Source organism: Streptomyces sp. NPDC002817 (genome assembly GCF_053592055.1).
Genome location: NZ_JBSFUY010000037.1, coordinates 44,047 through 65,883, shown reverse-complemented (window position 1 = coordinate 65,883; position 21,837 = coordinate 44,047). Strand labels below are relative to the sequence as shown.

Annotated in this window: 16 protein-coding genes; 6 read left to right on the top strand and 10 right to left on the bottom strand. The window is 69.1% G+C overall.

Annotation, left to right across the window (positions count from 1 at the left end):
• Nucleotides 1-113 precede the first annotated feature (113 nt).
• Nucleotides 114-1,418, top strand: a complete 1,305-nt coding sequence (locus ACWD3I_RS41590; protein WP_365398847.1) for a ribonuclease D — start codon at nt 114-116, stop codon at nt 1,416-1,418.
• A gap of 57 nt (nt 1,419-1,475) precedes the next feature.
• Here the strand turns inward: ACWD3I_RS41590 and ACWD3I_RS41585 are convergent, their stop codons facing one another.
• The 3 genes from ACWD3I_RS41585 to ACWD3I_RS41575 are packed head-to-tail and all read right to left on the bottom strand — an operon-like array spanning nt 1,476 to nt 4,573.
• Nucleotides 1,476-2,306 carry a carbohydrate ABC transporter permease gene (locus ACWD3I_RS41585; protein ID WP_365398850.1) on the bottom strand — a complete coding sequence of 277 codons (831 nt, stop codon included), beginning with the start codon at nt 2,304-2,306 and terminating at the stop codon, nt 1,476-1,478.
• Nucleotides 2,303-3,256, bottom strand: coding sequence for a carbohydrate ABC transporter permease (locus ACWD3I_RS41580; RefSeq protein ID WP_365398852.1), 954 nt, complete (start codon nt 3,254-3,256; stop codon nt 2,303-2,305). Before ACWD3I_RS41580 ends, ACWD3I_RS41585 begins: the two co-directional genes overlap by 4 nt.
• Before the next feature lie 3 nt (nt 3,257-3,259).
• On the bottom strand, nt 3,260-4,573 hold the full coding sequence (locus tag ACWD3I_RS41575) for an ABC transporter substrate-binding protein (protein WP_365398856.1): 1,314 nt from the start codon (nt 4,571-4,573) through the stop codon (nt 3,260-3,262).
• A 161-nt stretch (nt 4,574-4,734) separates the two neighbouring features.
• Between ACWD3I_RS41575 and ACWD3I_RS41570 the strand changes: the two genes are divergently transcribed.
• From ACWD3I_RS41570 to ACWD3I_RS41555, 4 genes are all read left to right on the top strand, one after another.
• Nucleotides 4,735-7,107, top strand: a complete 2,373-nt coding sequence (locus ACWD3I_RS41570; RefSeq protein ID WP_365398859.1) for a glycoside hydrolase family 2 protein — start codon at nt 4,735-4,737, stop codon at nt 7,105-7,107.
• Nucleotides 7,104-8,141, top strand: coding sequence for a LacI family DNA-binding transcriptional regulator (locus ACWD3I_RS41565; RefSeq protein WP_365398862.1), 1,038 nt, complete (start codon nt 7,104-7,106; stop codon nt 8,139-8,141). Before ACWD3I_RS41570 ends, ACWD3I_RS41565 begins: the two co-directional genes overlap by 4 nt.
• A 122-nt stretch (nt 8,142-8,263) precedes the next feature.
• Complete coding sequence (locus tag ACWD3I_RS41560) at nt 8,264-9,490, top strand: thiolase family protein (RefSeq protein WP_365398865.1); 1,227 nt, start codon at nt 8,264-8,266, stop codon at nt 9,488-9,490.
• Entirely contained in the window at nt 9,487-11,625 is a 2,139-nt protein-coding gene (locus ACWD3I_RS41555) for a 3-hydroxyacyl-CoA dehydrogenase NAD-binding domain-containing protein (RefSeq protein ID WP_365398868.1), read from the top strand. Before ACWD3I_RS41560 ends, ACWD3I_RS41555 begins: the two co-directional genes overlap by 4 nt.
• Nucleotides 11,626-11,790: 165 nt before the next feature.
• On the opposite strand, the gene ACWD3I_RS41550 is transcribed toward ACWD3I_RS41555, so the two are convergent.
• Complete coding sequence (locus ACWD3I_RS41550; RefSeq protein ID WP_365398871.1) at nt 11,791-12,810, bottom strand: hypothetical protein; 1,020 nt, start codon at nt 12,808-12,810, stop codon at nt 11,791-11,793.
• A 79-nt stretch (nt 12,811-12,889) separates the two neighbouring features.
• Here ACWD3I_RS41550 and ACWD3I_RS41545 point away from each other — a divergent pair, with 79 nt between their 5' ends.
• The gene (locus ACWD3I_RS41545) at nt 12,890-13,261 is read left to right on the top strand and encodes a PIN domain-containing protein (protein ID WP_365398874.1); all 372 of its coding nucleotides are present in this window, start codon (nt 12,890-12,892) and stop codon (nt 13,259-13,261) included.
• A gap of 6 nt (nt 13,262-13,267) precedes the next feature.
• Here ACWD3I_RS41545 and ACWD3I_RS41540 read toward each other — a convergent pair whose 3' ends face one another.
• The 6 genes from ACWD3I_RS41540 to ACWD3I_RS41515 form a co-directional block, all read right to left on the bottom strand.
• Nucleotides 13,268-14,767 carry an amino acid permease gene (locus ACWD3I_RS41540; RefSeq protein WP_365398877.1) on the bottom strand — a complete coding sequence of 500 codons (1,500 nt, stop codon included), beginning with the start codon at nt 14,765-14,767 and terminating at the stop codon, nt 13,268-13,270.
• Between the two features lie 142 nt (nt 14,768-14,909).
• Nucleotides 14,910-16,829: a 1-deoxy-D-xylulose-5-phosphate synthase gene (dxs, locus tag ACWD3I_RS41535; protein WP_365398880.1), complete on the bottom strand. Its 1,920-nt coding sequence runs from the start codon at nt 16,827-16,829 to the stop codon at nt 14,910-14,912.
• A 215-nt stretch (nt 16,830-17,044) separates the two neighbouring features.
• On the bottom strand, nt 17,045-18,376 hold the full coding sequence (locus ACWD3I_RS41530; protein ID WP_365398883.1) for a sugar ABC transporter permease: 1,332 nt from the start codon (nt 18,374-18,376) through the stop codon (nt 17,045-17,047).
• The gene (locus ACWD3I_RS41525; protein WP_365398885.1) at nt 18,373-19,164 is read right to left on the bottom strand and encodes an ATP-binding cassette domain-containing protein; all 792 of its coding nucleotides are present in this window, start codon (nt 19,162-19,164) and stop codon (nt 18,373-18,375) included. Before ACWD3I_RS41525 ends, ACWD3I_RS41530 begins: the two co-directional genes overlap by 4 nt.
• A 247-nt stretch (nt 19,165-19,411) precedes the next feature.
• Nucleotides 19,412-20,497 carry a sugar ABC transporter substrate-binding protein gene (locus ACWD3I_RS41520; RefSeq protein WP_365398985.1) on the bottom strand — a complete coding sequence of 362 codons (1,086 nt, stop codon included), beginning with the start codon at nt 20,495-20,497 and terminating at the stop codon, nt 19,412-19,414.
• A 133-nt stretch (nt 20,498-20,630) separates the two neighbouring features.
• Complete coding sequence (locus tag ACWD3I_RS41515; protein ID WP_171143186.1) at nt 20,631-21,830, bottom strand: ROK family protein; 1,200 nt, start codon at nt 21,828-21,830, stop codon at nt 20,631-20,633.
• Nucleotides 21,831-21,837: the final 7 nt, after the last annotated feature.

The following is a 21,837-nucleotide window of genomic DNA, read 5'->3' as shown; positions in this document are numbered from 1 at the left end:
CGATCGGTCGTGAACCCGAGGATTCACCGACCTGACTGGTTTACGACCCTCAGGCGCCCGTCGACGGAACGTTCCGTCGGCGGGCGCTGTCCATACACAGATACCCTTGACATGTGACCGACGCCCAAGACACCGCAGCAGACAGCTCACTGCGAACCACCGGAGGCGCCCCTCCGGACGACGGCGGATCTTCTGTTACGGGGGCGCCCGAACCTGAACCGGGTCCAGAGCCGATTCCTTTGCTCGAACCGCGCGAGGGCATCCCGCCCGTGGTCGCCGACGAGGACACGCTCGCCCGGGTGATCGCCGCGTTCGCGGCCGGCTCCGGGCCCGTCGCCGTCGACGCCGAACGCGCGTCCGGCTATCGCTACGGACAGCGCGCCTACCTGGTCCAGCTGCGCCGCGAGGGCGCGGGGACCGCGCTGATCGACCCCGTGGCCTGTCCCGACCTGTCCGGGCTCGGGGAGGCACTCTCCGGCGTCGAGTGGGTGCTGCACGCCGCCACCCAGGACCTTCCGTGCCTGCGCGAGATAGGTATGGTGCCCACCTCCCTCTTCGACACCGAGCTCGCCGGACGGCTCGCCGGGTTCCCCCGGGTCGGCCTCGGCGCGATGGTCGAGGGCGTCCTGGGCTTCGTACTCGAAAAGGGACACTCCGCGGTCGACTGGTCGACCCGTCCGCTGCCCGAGCCGTGGCTGCGCTACGCGGCACTGGACGTGGAGCTCCTCGTCGACCTGCGGGACGCGCTGGAGAAGGAGCTGGACCGGCAGGGGAAGCTGGAGTGGGCGCGGCAGGAGTTCGACGCGATCGCGGCCGCGCCGCCTGCCGAGCCGCGCAAGGATCCCTGGCGCCGGACGTCCGGGATGCACAAGGTGCGGCGGCGTCGGCAGTTGGCCGTGGTGCGGGAACTCTGGCAGACGCGGGACCGGATCGCCCAGCGACGCGATGTGTCGCCGGGCAAGGTGTTGTCCGACCTGGCCATCGTGGAGGCGGCGTTGTCGCTTCCGGCCGACGCTCAGGCCCTTGCCGCGCTGAACGGGTTCGGGCAGCGGATGGGGCGGCGGCAGCTGGAGCAGTGGCAGGCGGCGGTGGATCGGGCCAAGGGGCTGGCCGAGGCGCAGTTGCCCGCGCCCGGGCAGCCGGTCACCGGGCCGCCGCCGCCGCGTGCCTGGGCCGACAAGGATCCTGCCGCCGCGGCGCGGTTGTCCGCGGCTCGGGCCGGGGTCTCCGCGCTGGCCGAGCGGCTGAACATGCCTCAGGAGAACCTGATCACTCCGGACACGGTTCGGCGGGTCTGCTGGGAGCCGCCGAAGGGTGTCGACGCGGATTCGGTGGAGGCCGCGTTGTCCGGGTACGGGGCTCGGCCCTGGCAGGTCGGGCTCGTCACTCCGGTTCTTGTGAGTGCGTTGTCTGCTTAGCCGTCGGGTGCGGGTTGTCTGTGGCTGGTCGCGCAGTTCCCCGCGCCCGTAGGTTTCTCATCTCGTCGCTCCCCGCATGAAACCGTTGTAGATGAACCGTTGCAGGCTGAGGAAGACGATCAGCGTCGGCAGGATCACCAGGACCGCTCCTGCCGAGATGACCTCCCAGTGCGCCGCGTACGGGCCTCGGAAGCGGAACAACGACGTCGAGATCACGCCAAGATCTTCCGACGGCATATAGAGGAAGGGGATGTAGAAGTCGTTGTATACGGTGATCCCCTTCACGATCACCACCGTCGCGATCGCGGGCTTCAGCAGCGGGAAGATGATCCGCCAGTAGATGGTGAACGTGTTGGCCCCGTCCAGGCGGGCCGATTCGTCCAGGGAGATCGGGATCGATCGGACGAACTGCAGGAAGATGTAGATCGAGACGATGTCCGTGCCCATGTAGAGCGCGATCGGCGCCCACAGGGTGTCGAACATGCCGAAGCTGTTGACGATCTGGAAGGTCGCCACCTGGGTCGTGACGCCGGGGACCAGCGCGGCGACGAGGAAGAGCGCCACCACCAGCTTGCGGAAGCGGAAGGTGAAGCGGTCGATGGCGTACGCGGTCATCGAGCCGATGAGGACCGTGCCGCCGATCGAGATCAGCAGGATGATCGCCGTGTTGGCGAAGGCGGAGAGCATCTCGCCGTCCCGGAACGCCGACGCGTAGTTGCCGAAGTTCAGCAGGTTGTCGGGGAGACTCAGGGCCCCGCTCGAGTTCGCCATCTCCGTCTCCGACTTGAGGGAGGTCAGGAGGACGACGACCAGCGGGAGCAGGACCACCACGGTCGCGGCGATCAGGGACAGGTACACGAGGGTGCGGGACACCGCGTGGCGTGTCATACGAGATCCACCTTGTCGTCGGGCACGAGGCGCCGCTGGACCCAGGTCACCAGCAGGATGATCAGCAGCAGGACCACCGCGGCGGCCGAGGCGAGGCCCGTCTTGTTGAAGCGGAAGGCCAGGTTCACCGTCTGGATCACGAAGGTCTCGGTGCCGGTGGCGCCGCCGGTCATGATGTACGGGATCTCGAAGGCGGAGAGCGAGCCGGAGATCGAGAGGATGACCGTCAGGGTCAGCACCGGCTTGATGCCCGGCGCGATGATGTAGCGGAACTGGTGCCAGCGGTTCGCGCCGTCCAGTTCGGCCGCCTCGTACAGCTCCCCCGGGATCGACTGGATCGCGCCCAGGAACAGGACGAAGTTCAGGCCCAGATAGCGCCACATCGAGACGCCGGCGAGCGAGGTGTTCGCGGAGACCGGAGTGCCGAGCCAGGCGTGGTCGGTCTGCACTCCGAAGAGGCTCAGGACCGAGTCGAGGGTGCCGCCGTCCTGGAAGAAGTACAGGAAGACGAAGCCGATCGCCACCCCGTTGATCAGATACGGGAAGAACAGCACGCCCTTGAAGAAGTTCCGGAAGCGGATGTTGAAGCTCAGGATCGTCGCGAAGTAGAGCGCGGCGACGATCTGCAGGGCGGAGGCGGCCAGGTAGTAGCCGCTGACCCAGAAGACCTCGAAGAGTTCCGGGCGGGTGAAGATCTCCTCGTAGTTCCCGACACCCGTGTAGTGCAGCTCGGGACTCACGCCGTCCCAGTCGGTGAGGCTGTACGCCACCATGTTGGCGATCGGCGCGTAGGTGAAGGTGATCAGCAGGACGAGCGGGGCCAGGAGGAAGAGCCACGGGGTGACCCCGCGCCACACGCGGTGCCTGCGTGCGGCGGGGGCCGGGACGGGGGCGGCCGGTGCCGCCCCCGGGGCGGTCTTCACCGCCGCCTTCCGAGTGGTGTCCGTCATCGGTCAGGACCCCGCGGTCTTCTGGGCGTCCGTCCAGCGCTCGCTGAGGTCGGCGAGGAAGTCGTCGAGGCTGCCCTTGCGCGCGCCCCGGGCCAGGTCGACCAGGTTCTGGCGGTACTCGGGGGCGTAGATGCCGACCTCCGAGGTGTTGTCGATCTGCTTGACCTCGGCGCCCTTGGCGTCGTCCACCTCGATGAGCTCGACGCCCGCGTCCTCGTACGGCTTGAGGACCGGGGGCATGCTCCCGTCCTTGAGAGGGGAGATGGCCAGGTTGTCCTGGACGTAGCTCGACTTGTCGGTGAACCAGTCGATCCAGGCGCGGGCGGCTTCCTTGTGCTTGGAGTGGACGTTGACGGCCTGGTTGTAGTCCGGGGCGACCGTCGCGCAGAACTTGCCGTCCGTCTGCGACGGGAAGGGCATGAAGCCGATGTCGTCGGGGTTCGCCCCGGCCTTCTTGGCGGCGTCCTGGAACTGGACGATCGCCCAGGTGCCGAGCCACTGCGTGGCGATCTCACCCTTGGCCGTACGGGGCTTGGACTCCTCCCAGTTGCTGGTCGTCGGGTCCTTCTCGATCAGGCCCGACTTGACGATGTCGTAGAGCAGGGTGTCGCCGACGCGCAGGTCGGCGTCCTGCGCCCACGGGTCGCCCTCGGCCAGTTTCGTGGTCGCCTGCGGGTCGCAGTGGACGGCTCCGTCGACGTACGACCAGGAGGTGAGCGTCCAGCCCGCGGAGAAGTTGGTGTAGTACGGGATCGCGTCGGTCTTGGACTTGATGGCCTTCAGGCCCGCGAGGAACTCGGCCGGTGTGGTGGGCCATTCGGTGATCCCGGCCTCCTTCCAGATCCGCTTGTTGTAGATGAACCCGGGCATCCCGCCGTTCGTGGTCTGGCCGTAGACCTTGCCGTCGACGGCGGTGTAGTCGGTGAAGCGGTACTTCTCGGCGCGCTCCTTCTGGGTGCCCAACGAGGCGAAGAACTTGGGGTAGTCGGCCTTCTTGATGACCGCGGGGATCAGCAGGACATCGCCGTAGTTCTCCGTGTTCATACGGATCTTGACTTCGGCCTCGTAGTTGGTGAGGGCCTCGAACTCGACCTTGACCTTCGGGTAGGTCTTGTTGAACTCGGCGGCGTACCTCTTCATCGTGCCGTCCTGCACGAGGTCGGTCCGCACGGTGAGGACTTTGATGGTTCCGGTGACCTTTGACGGGTCGTCAGCCGCCTTTGCGTCGGCGCCTTTCGTGGAACCTCCGGTGCCGGTGCACCCCGGGATGAGCAGGGCGGCTCCCACGGCCATGGCCAGGACTGTACGGCGGTTCATGTGCGTCAGCTCCGTTCTTGGGACGGACGAGCACGAGCGGGTTGGCTGGTTCCGAACTCTGACAACGTTTTCTTAACCGGTAAAGTCCCTATCTCGCCAACGATGCCAAACTGTTTCCATCGCTTCTCGGCAACTGGACTTGATCGGTTTAGGGAGTGCGCATGCTTCAGGACACACCGCTCGGCGAGGGATGGATCCTGCGGCACGAGGGGAGCGAGCTCCCTGCCGCGGTGCCGGGTTGCGTGCACACCGACCTGCTGGCGGCGGGGGTGATCCCGGACCCCTTTCTCGGGCGGAACGAGACCGAGGTGGCGTGGGTGGGTCGGCGGGAGTGGACGTACGAGACGGAGCTGCGGGCCGGCTCGGGGCACTCCGCTCACGAGCAGACCGACCTGGTCTTCGAGGGTCTCGACACCGCCGCCGAAGTCCGTCTGGACGGGCGGCTGTTGGGGCGGACACGGAACATGCACCGCTCGTACCGCTTCGACGTGACCGGCCTCGAAGGGCGGCTGTCGGTGCGGTTCGCCTCCGCCTACGCCGAGGCCGAGGCGGTGCGCGGGAAGCTCGGGGAGCGGCCGGCCGCGTACCACGAGCCCTTCCAGTACATCCGCAAGATGGCCTGCTCCTTCGGCTGGGACTGGGGGCCGACCCTGGTGACGGCCGGGATCTGGCGGCCGGCGCGGCTCGAGCACTGGTCGACGGCCCGGATCGCACGGGTGCGGCCGCTGGTGACCGTGGATGTCGAACGCGGTATGGGTGTCGTGGAGTTGGCCGTCGAGGTCGAGCGGACCCGGGTCGAGGCGCCGCTCGACGTTCAGGCGACGGTGGACGGGGCGCGGGTGCGGGCTTCGCTCGACGGGGCGAGTGGGGCCGTACGGCTCGAAGTGCCCGACGTGCGGCTGTGGTGGCCCCGCGGGTATGGCGAACAGCCGTTGTACGACGTCGAGTTGACATTGCTGCACGGTGACGACGTGCTGGATGTGTGGCGTCGGCGGGTCGGTTTCCGCACGGTGGAGCTGGACCGGTCGGCCGATGAGCACGGCACCGGTTTCACCTTTGTCGTCAACGGTGAGCGGCTCTTCGCGCGGGGCGTCAACTGGATCCCCGACGATGTGTTCCCGTCGCGGATCACGCGGGAGCGGTACCGGGAGCGGCTGGCGCAGGCCGCCGGGGCGGGGGTCGATCTCGTCCGGATCTGGGGCGGCGGGATCTACGAGAGCTCGGAGTTCTACGACGCCTGCGACGAGTTGGGGCTGCTGGTCTGGCAGGACTTCCCGTTCGCGTGCGCGGCCTATCCGGAGGAGCAGCCGCTGCGGGGCGAGGTGGAGGCCGAGGCGCGGGAGAACGTCGTACGGCTGATGCCGCATCCCTCGCTGGTGCTGTGGAACGGCAACAACGAGAACCTGTGGGGATTCAGGGACTGGGGCTGGGAGGAGCGGCTCGCCGGGGACTCCTGGGGTGAGGGGTACTACCTGGGCGTACTGCCGCGCGTGGTGGCCGAGTTGGATCCGACGCGGCCGTACACGGCGGGGAGTCCGTGGTCCGGGTCGTGGGAGCGGCATCCGAACGATCCGGCGCACGGGACGCATCACTCGTGGGAGGTGTGGAACCGGGAGGACTACGCGGAGTACCGGCGTGAAGTACCCCGGTTCATGGCCGAGTTCGGGTGGCAGGCGCCGCCCGCCTACGCCACGTTGCGACGGGCGCTGCCAGGTGAGGCACTGGTGCCGGACTCGCCCGGGATGCTGCACCACCAGAAGGCCGATGACGGGAACGGGAAGCTGCGGCGCGGGCTGGAGCGCCATTTCGCCTTTCCCGAGGGGGACTTCGACCGGTGGCACTACCTCACTCAGGTCAACCAGGCGCGGGCTGTGGCCACCGGGATCGAGCACTGGCGGTCCCACTGGCCGGTGTGCGCGGGGACGGTCGTGTGGCAGCTCAACGACTGCTGGCCGGTGACGTCGTGGGCGGCGATCGACGGGGACGGGCGGGAGAAGCCGCTCTATCACGAGCTGCGGAGGCTGTACGCGGATCGGTTGCTGACGGTTCAGGGGCGAGCCGTGGCTGCCGTCAATCAGGGCCCGCGTGCGTGGGCGGGTGCGATGCGGCTGCGACGGATGTCGGTCGAGGGGGCGGTGATCGGCGAGGCGAGTGCGGAGTTCACCGCCGACGCACGGACCGTGGCGCTCGTCGACCTGCCGGGGGAGCTGGAGCCGGTCGGCGCGAAGGAGTTCCTGGTCGCGGACGCGGACGGGCTGCGGGCGCTGCACTTTCCGGCGCCGGACCGCGAAATCCCGTACCCGCGGCCGGATTTCGACGTCTCGGTGGCGCCGGGCTCGGTGACCGTGACGGCCCGGAGTCTCGTACGGGATCTGCTCCTTCAGGCCGACCGGCTGGATCCGGAGGCGCGGGCCGACCGGGGGCTGGTGACGCTGCTGCCCGGCGAACAGGTGACCATCGGGGTCAGCGGCTGGAAGACTCCCGATCCGGACGCCGCCCGATCCGCCCTGTACTGCCTGGAGCCCAGCCGATGACAGCCCAACCGGCTTCCCGCGTCACCATCAAGGACGTCGCCGCTCGTGCCGGCGTGTCCAAGGGTGCCGTGTCGCTCGCGTTCAACCACAAGCCGGGACTGTCGGAGACGACCCGGGACCGGATCTTCAAGGCCGCGCGGGAGCTGGGCTGGGCGCCGAACCTCACCGCGCGGACGCTGGCCGGGTCGCGGGTGGACGTGGTGGGCCTCGCGATCTGCCGGCCGGCGCGGCTGCTGGGCCTGGAGCCCTTCTACATGGAGTTCATCTCGGGCGTGGAGAGCGTGCTGACCGAGCATTCGTGTTCCCTGCTGCTGCGGCTCGTGCGGAACGTGGAGGAGGAGGTCGGGATCCAGGAGTCGTGGTGGCGGGGGCGGCAGATCGGCGGGGCGATCCTCGTCGACTTCCGGCCCGACGATCCCCGGGTGGCGTCGGCCGAGCGGCTCGGGATGCCGGTGGTCGCGGTCGGGCATCCCTCGCTCACCGGGAGCCTGACGTCCGTGTGGACCGACGACGCCACCGCCGTGACGGAGGCGGTGCGGTATCTGGCGGCGCTGGGGCATCGGCGGATCGCCCGGGTCGGGGGTGCGGCCGCGCTGGGGCACACCGCGGCGCGTACGGCCGCCTTCGACGAGGCGGCGCGGACGCTGGAGCTGGCCGGGGCGTGGCAGGTGACGACCGACTACTCGGGGGAGGCGGGGGCGCGGGCGACACGGTCCATGCTGGCGGCCGACGCGGCGGATCGGCCCACGGCGATCGTGTACGACAACGACATCATGGCGGTGGCCGGTCTTTCGGTCGCCGCCGAGATGGGGCTCTCCGTCCCCGGTGACGTCTCGCTGCTCGCCTGGGACGACTCCCAGCTGTGCCGGCTGACCCATCCCACGCTGTCCGCGATGAGCCATGACGTGCACGGATTCGGTGCGGAGGCGGCCCGGACCCTGTTCGGAGTGATCATGGGCGAGGGTCCGGGATCACATCCGGTGCCCACCCCGACACTCACCCCACGCGGCTCGACCGCTCCCCCGCGGATGTGACCTTCGCCGCTCCCCTCTCCAGGACTGTGCAGCTACGTTACCCACAAGTAGCATGGACCTGAGCGCGCGCTCAGCGCTTGTGCAGTGCAGCAGTGCCATCCCGCATCTGGAGGAGAGCCATCGTGCCTCGTACCGTCAGGGACGTCGTCTTCGTCGACGGCGTCCGCACCCCGTTCGGCAAGGCGGGCCCGAAGGGCATCTACCACGAGACCCGCGCCGACGACCTCGTCGTGAAGGCGATCCGGGAGCTGCTGCGCCGCAACCCGGGTCTCGACCCGAAGAAGATCGACGAGGTCGCCATCGCCGCGACCACGCAGATCGGCGACCAGGGTCTGACCATCGGCCGCACGGCCGGCATCCTCGCCGGTCTGCCGCAGTCGGTGCCCGGCTACTCGATCGACCGCATGTGTGCCGGCGCCCTGACCGCCGTCACCGCGGTCGCCGGTTCGGTCGCCTTCGGTGCGTACGACATCGCCATCGCCGGTGGCGTCGAGCACATGGGCCGCCACCCCATGGGCGAGGGCGTGGACCCGAACCCGCGCTTCGTCTCCGAGAAGCTGGTCGACGAGTCGGCGCTGTTCATGGGCATGACCGCCGAGAACCTGCACGACCGCTACCCGCAGATCACCAAGCAGCGCGCCGACGAGTACGCCGTGCGCTCGCAGGAGAAGGCCGCCAAGGCGTACGCCGACGGCAAGATCCAGGCCGACCTGGTCCCGATCTCCGTGCGCCGCACCAACCCGGAGGCCGGTGAGACGGGCTGGGGCCTGGTCACCGCCGACGAGCCGATGCGCCCGGGCACCACGCTGGAGAACCTGTCCGGTCTCAAGACACCGTTCCGCGTCCACGGCCGGGTGACCGCGGGCAACGCCGCCGGTCTCAACGACGGTGCCACCGCCTCGCTCATCGCGTCCGAGAACTTCGCCCGCGAGAACAACCTCCCGGTGAAGATGCGCCTCGTCTCCTACTCCTTCGTGGGTGTCGAGCCGGAGGTCATGGGCTACGGCCCGATCCCGGCCACCGAGAAGGCGCTCGCGCAGGCGGGGCTGTCGATCTCCGACATCGGCCTGTTCGAGATCAACGAGGCCTTCGCCATCCAGGTCCTGGCCTTCCTGGACCACTACGGCATCGCGGACGACGACGCGCGCGTCAACCAGTACGGCGGCGCGATCGCCTTCGGTCACCCGCTGGCCTCCTCGGGCGTGCGTCTCATGACGCAGCTGGCCCGTCAGTTCGAGGAGCAGCCGGAGGTCCGATACGGCCTCACCACCATGTGCGTCGGCTTCGGCATGGGCGCCACGGTGATCTGGGAGAACCCGAACCACAAGGACGCCGGAGGCGACAAGTGAGCACCACCGCTGAGCTTCTGAAGGGTGCGGCCGAGCTGTTCCCCGACGAGGTCGTGACGTCCGCGCACGTACGCCACCTCGACCTGCCGTTCGGCGCCGGGCGCTTCGCGCTCATCACGCTGGACAACGGCTTCGACCACACCAAGCCGACCACCTTCGGCCCGCAGTCGCTGGCGAACCTCGACGCCGCCATCGACCAGGTCGAGGCGGAGGCCGCGGCCGGCGACATCGTCGGCGTCGGCATCACCGGCAAGCCGTTCATCTTCGCGGTCGGCGCCGACCTCAAGGGTGTCGAGCTCCTCAAGGAGCACAAGGACGCGCTCGCCATCGGCAAGGGCGGCCACGAGGTCTTCAAGCGCCTCGCCGGCATCGCGGTCCCGACCTTCGCGTACTACAACGGTGCCGCGATGGGCGGTGGCGTCGAGGTCGGTCTGCACTGCGAGTACCGCACGGTCTCCAAGGCGCTCCCCGCCTTCTCGCTGCCCGAGGTCTTCCTCGGTCTGGTGCCCGGCTGGGGCGGCTGCACGATCCTGCCGAACCTGATCGGCGCCGACAAGGCCGTCTCGGTGATCATCGAGAACAGCCTCAACCAGAACAAGCAGCTCAAGGGCCAGCAGGTCTTCGACCTCGGTATCGCCGACGCCCTCTTCGAGGGTGCGGACTTCCTGGAGCAGTCGCTGATCTGGACCGCCCAGGTGCTGAAGGGCGACGTCAAGGTCGAGCGTCCCGTCATCGACCGCGGTGAGGCCTGGGACCAGGCCGTCGCGCGCGGCCGGTCCGTCGCCGACTCCAAGGTGCACGGCGCGGCCCCGGCCGCCTACCGCGCCCTGGACATCATCGCCGCCGCCAAGAACGGCGACCTCCAGCAGGGCTACGACGCCGAGGATGTCGCCCTCGCCGACCTGATCATGGGTGGCGAACTGCGCGCCGGCATCTACGCCTTCAACCTGGTGCAGAAGCGCGGCAAGCGTCCCGCCGGTGCGCCGGACAAGTCGCTGGCCCGCCCGGTCACCAAGGTCGGTGTCGTCGGCGCCGGTCTGATGGCCTCCCAGCTCGCGCTGCTCTTCCTGCGCCGCCTCGAGGTGCCGGTCGTCCTGACCGACATCGACCAGGAGCGCGTCGACAAGGGTGTGGGCTACGTCCACGCCGAGATCGAGAAGCTGCTCGGCAAGGGCCGTATCAACCAGGACAAGGCCAACCGTCTCAAGGCCCTGGTCACCGGTGTGCTGGACAAGGCCGAGGGCTTCTCCGACGCGGACTTCATCATCGAGGCCGTCTTCGAGGAGATCGGCGTCAAGCAGCAGGTGTTCGCGGAGGTCGAGGCGGTCGCCCCGGCGCACGCGATCCTCGCCACCAACACCTCCTCGCTGTCGGTGACCGAGATGGCGTCGAAGCTCAAGAACCCCGAGCGGGTCGTGGGCTTCCACTTCTTCAACCCGGTCGCGATCCTCCCGCTGCTGGAGATCGTCCGCGGTGAGCAGACCGACGACGCCTCGCTGGCCACGGCCTTCGGTGTCGCCAAGAAGCTGAAGAAGACCGCGGTGCTGGTGAAGGACGCCCCGGCGTTCGTCGTGAACCGCATCCTCACCCGCTTCATGGGCGAGATCCAGAACGTCATCGACGAGGGCACCTCGGTCGAGGTCGCGGAGAAGGCGGTGGAGCCGCTGGGTCTGCCGATGTCGCCGCTGGTCCTCCTCGAGCTGGTCGGTCCCGCGATCGGTCTGCACGTCTCCGAGACCCTCAACCGCGCCTTCCCGGAGCGGTTCACGGTCTCCCCGAACCTCGCGGCCGTCGTCAAGGCGGGCAAGCGCGGCTTCTACGTCTACTCCGCGGAAAACGGGTTCAAGCCGGAGCTGGACCCCGAGGTCGCCGCGCTCCTCGAGCAGGGCGACTCCGTCCTCACCGAGGAGCAGGTCCGCGAGCGGGTCCTCGACGCGGTGGCGCAGGAGATCGGGCTCATGCTCGACGAGGGTGTCGTCGCCGAGGCCCAGGACATCGACCTCTGCCTGATCACGGGTGCGGGCTGGCCCTTCCACCTGGGCGGCATCACGCCGTACCTGGACCGCGAGGGTGTCTCCGAGCGGGTGAACGGGAAGAAGTTCCTGGCGCCGGGTGCGGCCAGCGTCCCCGCGTAGGCGCTCCGCTGTTTGTGCCGGTGCCCTGCATGCCGTTTCGGTGTGCGGGGCACTCGGCGTTGGGGCTGGCCAAAAGCGGGTTTCGCCCCCGCCGCCCCTACCCTTCCCGTCCCTGGGGGCTTTGCCCCCAGACCCCCTAAAAGATTGCGCAGTTCCCCGCGCCCCTTAGAGGGCGCGCCATGCCTCCAAGGCCAGGCCCGGCTCGTCCTTGCGTCGCGTGAAAAGGAGTTGGCCGCTCGACGGGGACAGTGACGCGGCCACCACACCGCCGTTCTCGTCCGTCGCCAGGGACACCCCGGCATCCGCCGAGAGCCCTGGCCCCGACTCCGTCCACCACGCGCCCGCCGACTCCTGTTCCGTCGGGTACGCGGCGAAGGCCACGCGGCCGCTCGCCGAGCGTTGGGCCAGCAACGTGCAGTCGTGGCCGTCCAGTTCGCAGCGGACGGCGGAGACCGGGCCGGGGCCCGCCGAGGCGAGGAGGGTGAGGGGTTTGTGTCCGGGGCGCCAGGCGCACAGGTCGCCGGAGTCGTCGGTGTAGAAGAGGGTGGTGTGCTCCGGGGAGGTCGGCAGGGCGCGGAGGGTGCCCGGGCGGACCGGGGTCTCCAGTTCCTCCACCAGGGCGGGTTGGGCGCCCGGCTTCTCCTGGCGCCAGTAGAGGACACCGCCGGGGACGGCCGCGTACAGCTCCACGCACCCCGACTCGCCCGTCACCGCCGCCAGGTCCTCCTGTACGTCACGTCCCTTGAGGTCCCGCCACGGGTCCCAGCCGCCCTTCTCCTTCTGGGCGACCATGCTCACCCCGCCGCCCTTGTTGCGGACGAAGACATGGGCCCGGCCCTGGGCGTCGACCGCGACGGCGGGCGTGCCGGTGCGGTCGCCCGTCTTGTTGGGGTGGCCGATGGGCGTCCAGTCGAGGGCGGCGAGGCGTGGGCGGTAGTGCGTGGAGTGCACGAGCCCGGACTCGCCGGGTTTGGTGGGCCGCCAGGAGACGAGATGGGCGTAGCCGTCGCCGCCCTGGCCGATCGCGAGGCCCGGGCGGAGTTTCTGGTCGCCGCCGACCTTGCGCGGGGCCGCTTCCCAGGAGCCGCCGGGTCCCTGCTCGGCCCGGCACCATACGGACTCGCCGGACGGCAGATAGACGCTGAGCCGGCCGTCGCGGCCGCGGAGGAGCCAGTCGCCGTTCACCGGTTCACTCTATGCGGGGGCTGTTGAGCCCTGCCTGGTCACCCCCGGGTAGTGCCCCCGGCCGTGACACCCTGGCCCCATGAACGCCGAAGCCCCGCTCCTCGTGATCGTCGATGCCGCGAACGTCGTCGGGTCGGTGCCCGACGGGTGGTGGCGGGACCGGCGGGGGGCCGCAGAGCGGTTGCGGGACCGGCTGGCGGCGGACGGGGTGCCGGGGCACGACGGGCCCGTGGAGCTCGTGCTCGTGGTCGAGGGGGCCGCCCGGGGTGTGGAGCCCGTGCCCGGGGTACGGGTCGACGCGGCGCCCGGCAGCGGGGACGACCGGATGGTCGAGCTGGTCGCCGAGGCGGCGGGGCGCCGCGTTCTGGTCGTCACCGCCGATCGTGAACTGCGGCGGCGTGTCACGGAGTTGGGGGCGGAGGTGGCGGGGCCGCGCACCGTCCGCCCCTGAACAGGGTTACTGCGCGCTGCCGGCCGTCTTCTCCTGCTCCTGTCCGAGGCGGCTGTGGGAGCGGCCGTAGAGGAAGTACACGACGAAGCCGAGGACCATCCAGATCGCGAACCGCAGCCAGGTCTCGGCCGGCAGGTTCAGCATCAGCCACAGCGAGGCGAGCACCGACAGGATCGGCAGGACCGGTACCCACGGGGTGCGGAAGGCGCGGGGCAGGTCGGGGCGGGTGCGACGCAGGATGATCACGCCGATCGCCACGACGACGAAGGCGAACAGGGTGCCGATGTTGACCAGTTCGGCGAGCTCGCTCAGCGGTGTGAAGCCCGCGACGATCGCGATGACCACGCCGAGCAGGATCGTCGGCCGGTGCGGGGTCCTGAACCGCGGGTGGACGTGGGAGAAGAACCGCGGCAGCAGTCCGTCACGGCTCATCGCGAAGAACACCCGGGTCTGGCCCAGCAGCAGGATCATGCAGACCGTCGTCAGGCCGACCGCGGCGCCGAAGCTGATGAAGCCCGCGAACCAGGGATGCCCGGTGGCCTTGAAGGCGTCGGCGAGCGGTGCCGTGATGGACAGTTCGCTGTAGTGCTGCATGCCGGTCACCACGATCGACACGGCGACGTAGAGCACCGTGCAGATGATCAGGGACCCCAGGATGCCCCGGGGCATGTCCCGTTGCGGGTTCCTGGTCTCCTCGGCGGCCGTGGCCACCACGTCGAAGCCGATGAAGGCGAAGAAGACGACGGAGGCGGCGGTGAAGATGCCCATCACACCGAAGTTGGACGGCGCCCAGCCGAACATCAGCTGGATGAGCGGGGCCTGGAGGTCCCCGCCGGCTTCCACGGCCTGCGCCTTGGGGACGAACGGGTCGTAGTTGTCGCCCTTGATGAAGAAGGCGCCCGCGACGATCACGGTCAGGACCACCGTCACCTTGATGGCGACGACGAGCGAGGTGACCCGGGCGGAGAGCTTGGTGCCGAGGACGAGGATGCCGGTGAGCACCAGGACCAGCGCGGCGGCGAGGATGTCGAAGCCGAAGCCGTCGGCGGCGTCCCGGCCGCTGAGCACCTCCGGCAGATGCCAGCCCGCGTTGTCCAGCAACGACGCGATGTACCCGGACCAGCCGACGGCCACCACCGCCGTGCCGAGCGCGAACTCCAGGACCAGGTCCCAGCCGATGATCCAGGCGGGCAGTTCCCCGAGGGAGGCGTACGAGAAGGTGTACGCGGAGCCGGCCACCGGGACGGTGGAGGCGAACTCGGCGTAGCAGAGCGCGGCGAGCGCGCAGACGACGCCGGCCACGACGAAGGCCAGGGCGACGGCGGGGCCGGCGTTGTTCTTGGCCACCGTGCCGGTGAGGACGAAGATGCCGGTGCCGATGATGACACCGACACCGAAGACCGTCAGATCGAGCGCCGACAGGGATTTCTTCAGCGCGTGTTCCGGCTCCTCGGTATCGAGGATGGACTGCTCGACTCTCTTCGTCCGGAAGAGTGTGCTGCTCACGGGTGTACCTCCCACGCTGTGTCGTCCTCGACATGATCGAGAGGGGGCGTACTGCGTATGCCCCGGCGCGTGGTGATTCACGCAAATGGGCCGGTTCCACCACCCTTCGCGGTGGTGGAACCGGCCCATCCGGTCGTACGGGTCAGTCGCGCGCGGGCTCCGGTTCGGCCGCCGCGCTGCCGTACTTGCCGTCCAGCTTGGAGACCAGACCGGTGACCTGACGGGCGATGTCCGGGGCGGTCAGACCGATCTCCGCCATGACCTCGGCGCGAGAGGCGTGGTCGAGGAAGCGCGGCGGGATGCCGAAGTCGCGCAGCGGGACATCGACGCCGGCGTCGCGCAGGGCCTGGGCGATCGCCGAACCGACGCCGCCGACACGGGAGTTGTCCTCGACGGTGACGACGACGCGGTGGCGCTCGGCGAGCGGGGCCATGGCCTCGTCGACGGGCTTGACCCAGCGCGGGTCGACGACGGTGGTGGTGATGCCCTGCTTGTCGAGAAGGCCCGCGATCTCCAGGCACATCGGCGCGAGGGCGCCCACGGAGACGAGGAGCACGTCGGGCGTGTCCGTCCCCGGCTCACGGAGCACGTCCATGCCGCCCACCCGGCCCACCGCGGGCACGGCGGGGCCGACGGCGCCCTTCGAGAACCGTACGACGGTAGGCGCGTCGTCGACCTTCACGGCCTCGCGCAGCTGCGCCCGCACCTGGTCGGCGTCGCGGGGCGCGGCGAGCCGCAGTCCCGGGACGACCTGGAGGATCGACATGTCCCACATGCCGTTGTGGGAGGCGCCGTCGGTGCCGGTGACGCCGGCCCGGTCGAGGACGAACGTCACACCGCACTTGTGCAGGGCTACGTCCATCAGGACCTGGTCGAAGGCGCGGTTGAGGAAGGTCGCGTAGACGGCGAAGACGGGGTGCACTCCCCCGGTCGCCAGGCCCGCCGCGGAGACGGCGCCGTGCTGCTCGGCGATGCCGACGTCGTAGATGCGGTCCGGGAAGGCGTCCGCGAACTTCTTCAGGCCGACCGGCTGGAGCATGGCCGCGGTGATCGCGACGATGTCCTCGCGCTCCTTGCCTAGCTGGACCATCTCGTCGCCGAAGACGGAGGTCCAGTCGGCGCCGGAGGCCTTGACCGGCAGGCCGGTGTCGGGGTGGATGGGGCCGATGCCGTGGAAGCGGTCGGCCTCGTCCTGGAGGGCGGGCTGGTAGCCGCGGCCCTTCTCGGTGAGGCAGTGGACGATGACCGGGCCGCCGAAGCGCTTGGCGCGGGCCAGCGCGGACTCCAGGGCCTCGATGTCGTGGCCGTCGATGGGGCCGACGTACTTGAGGCCGAGGTCCTCGAACATGCCCTGGGGCGCGATGAAGTCCTTGAGGCCCTTCTTGGCCCCGTGGAGGGTCTCGTAGAGCGGCTTGCCGACGACGGGGGTGCGCTCCAGGAGGTCCTTGCCGCGGGCCAGGAAGCGCTCGTAGCCGTCGGTGGTGCGCAGGGTCGCCAGATGGTTGGCGAGGCCGCCGATGGTCGGCGCGTAGGACCGCTCGTTGTCGTTGACGACGATGACCAGTGGCCGGTCCTTGGCGTCGGCGATGTTGTTCAGCGCCTCCCAGGCCATGCCGCCGGTGAGGGCGCCGTCTCCGATCACGGCGACCACGTGGTCGTCGCGTTTCTGGATCTGGTTGGCCTTCGCGAGCCCGTCGGCCCAGCCGAGGACGGTCGAGGCGTGGCTGTTCTCGATGACGTCGTGCTCGGACTCGGCCTGCGAGGGGTAGCCGGAGAGGCCGCCCTTCATCTTGAGCTTCGAGAAGTCCTGGCGGCCGGTGAGCAGCTTGTGGACGTAGGACTGGTGTCCGGTGTCCCAGAGCACCTTGTCCTTCGGTGAGTCGAAGACACGGTGCAGGGCGATGGTGAGCTCGACCACGCCGAGGTTCGGGCCGAGGTGGCCGCCGGTCTTGGAGACGGCGTCGACGAGGAAGGTCCGGATCTCCTCCGCCAGCTGGTCCAGCTGCTCCAGGCTGAGCCGGTCCAGATCGCGCGGTCCCCTGATGCGGGTCAGCAGCGGCACCCGTGCCTCCTTGCAGTAGAGCTGTTGCCGGGCTTGTCGAGTCTAATGTTCCGTCTTTGCGGACGAGACTCGGGCGGTGGGTGATACGTCACGCGATCGGCTGTACCCAAAATCACCCGGTACTACAACGCCGAGAAGGGGCGCGGGGAACTGCGCGACCAGCCACGAGGGACTGGTACCCGCAAGTTCACCCACGCCCCTGGGGCGCTTGGGCGCTAGCCGCGTCCCGCCGCCTTCTGGCTCTTGCGGGAGACGGAGTCGATGACGACCGCACCGAGCAGAACGCCGCCGGTGATCATGTACTGGATCGACGTGTTCATGTTCAGCAGGTCGAGTCCGGTCTGGATCGACTGGATGACCAGCATGCCCAGCAGCGCCGACCACACCGTGCCACGGCCGCCGAACAGCGACGTACCACCGATGACCGCGGCCGCGATGGCCAGCATCAGCGTGTTGCCGCCACCCGCGTTCAGCGTCGCGGACGCCGTCTGGCCGGCGAAGAACATACCGCCGATCGCGGCGAAGCCACCCGCGATGGCGAACACCGAGATCCGGATCGCCGCCACGTTGATACCGGCACGACGCGCCGCCTCGATACCGCCACCGACCGCGAAGACCTTGCGGCCGAACGTGGTGCGACGCAGCACGAAGTCCACGATCACCAGCGCGGCGAGGAAGATCACCAGGGAGTTGGAGACACCCGCGGCGTTGTTCAGCACGGCCGCGGCGGCGAAGGACGCCACGGCGAGGAGACCGACGCGCAGCAGGATCTCGCTGGTCGGACGGAACGGCACACCCGCGGCCTTGCGGCGGCGCTGTTCCATCAGGGAGCCCACGAGCATGGACGCCACACCGAGGCCCGCCAGCAGGTAGGCACCGATGATGGCCTGGTCCATGAAGAAGGAGCCCTGCCCGAGGATGTGGACCGGGCCGCTGTCGTCCGGGATGTTGATCGTGCCGCTGTCGCCCAGCAGCCACAGCATCAGGCCGTTCCAGCCGAGGAAGCCGGCCAGGGTCACGACGAACGCCGGCACACCGATCTTGGCGAAGAACCAGCCGTGCAGGACACCGATGCCGACACCGGTCAGGATGGCCAGGACCAGGGCCAGCCACTCGTTCATGCCGTGGGTGACCACGAACACCGCGAAGATCGTGGAGGCGAGGCCGCTCACCGAGCCGACGGACAGGTCGATCTCGCCGAGCAGCAGCACGAACACCAGGCCGATGGCGAGCATGCCGGTGGCCGACAGGAAGTAGCTGATGCTGGACAGGTTGTCCGCGCTCAGGAACAGGTCGTTCTTGAGCTGGAAGATCGTCCAGATGACGATGAGGCCGACGACGACCGGCAGCTGGCCGAGCTCGCCGCCCTTCACCTTGCGCTTGAACTCGGTCCAGTAGCCCTTGAAGCCCTCTTCACGGACCAGCAGACGCGGGTCGACGACGGCGACCGGCGCGGCCGTGGGGTCGTCGGCGGGAGCCACGGTGGTCTGTGCCTCCACCACTCCGGCGGTCTTGTCGACCTTCTCGGTCTTCGACGTGTCGCTCACTTTGCCGCCTCCGTGCTGCGACGCCCCGCACGACGGGTCACGGCGTTCTCCGTGGCACCCGTGATGGCGGCGATGATCTCTTCGTGGGTGGTGTCCTTCACGGAGAAGGAGCCGTTGTTCCTACCCAGGCGCAGCACGGCGACGGTGTCGGCGACAGCCTTCACGTCGGCCATGTTGTGGCTGATGAGGATGACGCCGAGGTTGCGCTCGCGCAGCCGCTCGACGAGGTCGAGGACCTGTGCGGTCTGCTCGACACCGAGGGCGGCGGTGGGCTCGTCGAGGATGACGACCTTGGGGTCACCGATGAGCGCACGCGCGATGGCGACGACCTGGCGCTGACCGCCGGAGAGGCTCGCGATCGGGATGCGGACGCTCGGGATGCGGATGGAGAGCGTGGACAGCAGCTCGCGGGCCTTCTGCTCCATGGTGACCTCGTCGATGACGCCGCGGTGCAGCAGCTCGCGTCCGAGGTAGAGGTTGCCGACCACGTCGAGGTTGTCGCACAGCGCGAGGTCCTGGTAGACCGTCGCGACGCCGAGTCCCTGGGCGTCGTGCGGCTTGTTGATGCTGACCGGCTTGCCGTCCCACTCGATGACGCCCTCATCGATGGGGTGGACGCCGGCGATCGTCTTGACCAGCGTGGACTTTCCTGCGCCGTTGTCGCCGACCAGGGCGACTACTTCTCCGGCGTGGACCTCCAGCTCGACATCGGTGAGTGCCTGCACAGCACCGAATCGCTTGGAGACTCCGCGCAACGCCAGCACGGGCGTAGCGGACACGTGAACCATCTCCTTCGCCGCCTGACCGGCGGGGATGCCGCGCTTGGGATGAGAGCGCGGAGGGGGATGCCGAAGGGGGCACCGACTTACTGATGAACTTGCGCGCAGCCCGTGCCTCTTGGCAACGGGCGCGCTCGCCATGCTTCCGTCCGGCGCCCGTCCCGCAGCGGGGTATGAAGGCGGGGCGGGCGCCGGAGGGGCTTGTACCTGCCAGGAGGGCGTGCCGGATCAAAGGCACGCCCTCGGGGCGGTGGGGTTACTGCAGACCGGCCGTCTTGCACTTGGCGGCGTACTCGGCGGTGCAGATCTGCGCCACGGTGTACAGCTTGTCCTTGATCACCGTGTCCTTGATGTTGTCGACGGTGACGGAGACCGGGGTCAGCAGCTGCGACGGAACCTTGTCGCCGGAGCCGTTGGTCATGGTCTGCGTGGCGAGGGAGTCGATGCTCTTGCCCTCGAGCAGGTTGACCGCGAGCTGGGCGGCGGCGTCGGCCTCCGGCTTGAAGGCCTTGTAGACCGTGCTGGACTGCGTACCGGCGACGATGCGCTGGATACCGGCGAGCTCGGCGTCCTGGCCCGTCAGCGGGATGCCGGAGATGCCGGCGCCCTTGAGGGTGGTGGCGATGCCACCGGCCATGCCGTCGTTGGCGGCGTAGACGCCGGCGATGTTCTTCTTGCCGAGCTGGGTGATCGCCGCCTTCATCTTCTGCGCGGCGACGGAGTCCTTCCACAGGCCGGACTGCTCGTAGGCGATCTTGACCTTGCCGTCGAGGACGCTGTGGGCGCCCTTCTTGAACAGCGCGGCGTTCGGGTCGGCGTCGTCACCGTTGATCATGACGACGTTGGCCTTGGGGGTCGCCTTGTCGCCGAGGGAGTCGAGGAGGGCCTGGCCCTGGAGCTGGCCGACCTTCTCGTTGTCGAAGGAGACGTACGCGGAGACCGGGCCCTGGGCCAGACGGTCGTACGCGATGACCTTGACGCCCTTCTTGACCGCGGCGTCGATCGAGGACTTGATGGCCGCCGAGTCCTGGGCGGAGACCACGATGACCTTCACGCCCTTGGTCACCATGGTGCTGACCTGCTGGGCCTGCTTGGCGGCGTCGGCGCCGGCGTTGTTGTAGGAGACCGTGCAGTCGTCGCACAGCTCCTTGACCTTGGCCTCGAAGAACGGCCGGTCGAACTGCTCGTAACGCGTGGTGACACTGTCGGGCAGGAGCAGGCCGATCGACTTGTTGTCGGAGCCGCTGCTGCCGCTGTCGTTGTCGTCGTCTCCGGCCTTGCCACAGGCGGCGGCGGAGAGAGCAAGAGCCGAGACCAGAACGGGTACGGCCGCACGACGCATAAGCGTGTTCACTTTTGAAACCTCCCTGACGAGGCCGCGTCGTTGCGGCCGAGGTGGCTGGAAGTCAACTCGGCCGTACGTGCGACGTCAAGAAGTAAATACTTAACGGGTTGGCAACGGCGGGTTTCGTTCTCTAAGTGAAGGCAGGGGCTGCTGCATGCAGCGTGCCGTCCAAAAGGGTCGAATCGCCCATCTCGCTGAGCGCGAGAGCGAGCGCTCCGAGCACCTCCGCACGGCCCCCAAGTGCCCCCGGGAGAACGGAGAGTTGACGTGCCGCGCTAGGGATGGCGTACCGGCCCACGGACTCCCTGATGGGGCCCAGCACCAGCTCACCGGCCTCGGCGAGATCACCGCCCAGGACCACCCTGCTCGGGTTCAGGAGATTGCAGAGATTGGCTACTCCACTGCCGATGTGTCGGCCGACGTCGGCGATCACCCGACGGCAGCCTGGGTCTCCGTCCCTGGCCAGCCGTACGACGCCTTCCATCGTCAGGTCGGTGCCGTGACTGGACTGGAGGAGCGGCAGCACATAGCGCGCGGCCGCGAAGGTCTCCAGGCAGCCACGGTTTCCACAGCGGCAGACCGGGCCGGACTCGTCAAGAGTAATATGCCCGATTTCTCCCGCTGTGCCACCCGGGCCCCGGTAGATCTTGCCGCTGATGACCAGGCCGGCGCCGACACCACTGGCGACCTTGATGTACGCCAGGTCTCTGGCGCCTCTGCCGGCGCCCCAGACCATCTCGCCGAGGGCGCCCAGGTTGGCGTCGTTGTCGACGTGCACGGGGACGCCCAGACGGCCTCCCAGCTCCTCGGCGGGCTTGGTGCCGATCCACCCCGGCAGGATCGCGGAGGAGCCCAGGGAACCGGACTCCAGGTCGATCGGGCCGGGGACGCCGAGACCCACCCCGGCGATCTTGGAGCGGTCGACGCCGGTGGCCGCGATCAGGCGGTTGACCAGCTCTTCCGCCCGGTCGAAGCCCTGCGTCGAGGAGGCGTCCACGTCCAGTGGCTCGGACTCCTCGGCGAGCACCTGGTGGGCGAGGTTGCCGACCGCGACCCGTAGGTGCGTATGGCCGAAATCGACGCCGATCACAATGCCGGCGTCCCCGCTGAGCGAGACGCTGCGGGCCCGCCGGCCGCCCGCCGAAGTGGGCGTGACCTCGACGGTTCCGCCGTCCTTGAGCTCGCGGACGATATTGGAGACCGTCGCCGCGGACAGACCGGTGGTCCGGGCGATCTCCGCCTGGGTGAGCGACCCGGCCAGCCGGACGGCCCGGACGACCCGTTCCAGGTTGGCTCGGTGCAGCGACGACTGCGACCCCGGAGTCTCCACGACGACC

What these genes read in the sequence shown, in the direction of transcription:
- ACWD3I_RS41585 (WP_365398850.1), bottom strand. Translation starts at nt 2,306, where the DNA reads ATGACACGCCACGCGGTGTCCCGCACCCTCGTGTACCTGTCCCTGATC.
- ACWD3I_RS41580 (WP_365398852.1), bottom strand. Translation starts at nt 3,256, where the DNA reads ATGACGGACACCACTCGGAAGGCGGCGGTGAAGACCGCCCCGGGGGCG.
- ACWD3I_RS41575 (WP_365398856.1), bottom strand. Translation starts at nt 4,573, where the DNA reads ATGAACCGCCGTACAGTCCTGGCCATGGCCGTGGGAGCCGCCCTGCTC.
- ACWD3I_RS41570 (WP_365398859.1), top strand. Translation starts at nt 4,735, where the DNA reads ATGCTTCAGGACACACCGCTCGGCGAGGGATGGATCCTGCGGCACGAG.
- ACWD3I_RS41565 (WP_365398862.1), top strand. Translation starts at nt 7,104, where the DNA reads ATGACAGCCCAACCGGCTTCCCGCGTCACCATCAAGGACGTCGCCGCT.
- ACWD3I_RS41545 (WP_365398874.1), top strand. Translation starts at nt 12,890, where the DNA reads ATGAACGCCGAAGCCCCGCTCCTCGTGATCGTCGATGCCGCGAACGTC.
- ACWD3I_RS41525 (WP_365398885.1), bottom strand. Translation starts at nt 19,164, where the DNA reads ATGGTTCACGTGTCCGCTACGCCCGTGCTGGCGTTGCGCGGAGTCTCC.
- ACWD3I_RS41520 (WP_365398985.1), bottom strand. Translation starts at nt 20,497, where the DNA reads ATGCGTCGTGCGGCCGTACCCGTTCTGGTCTCGGCTCTTGCTCTCTCC.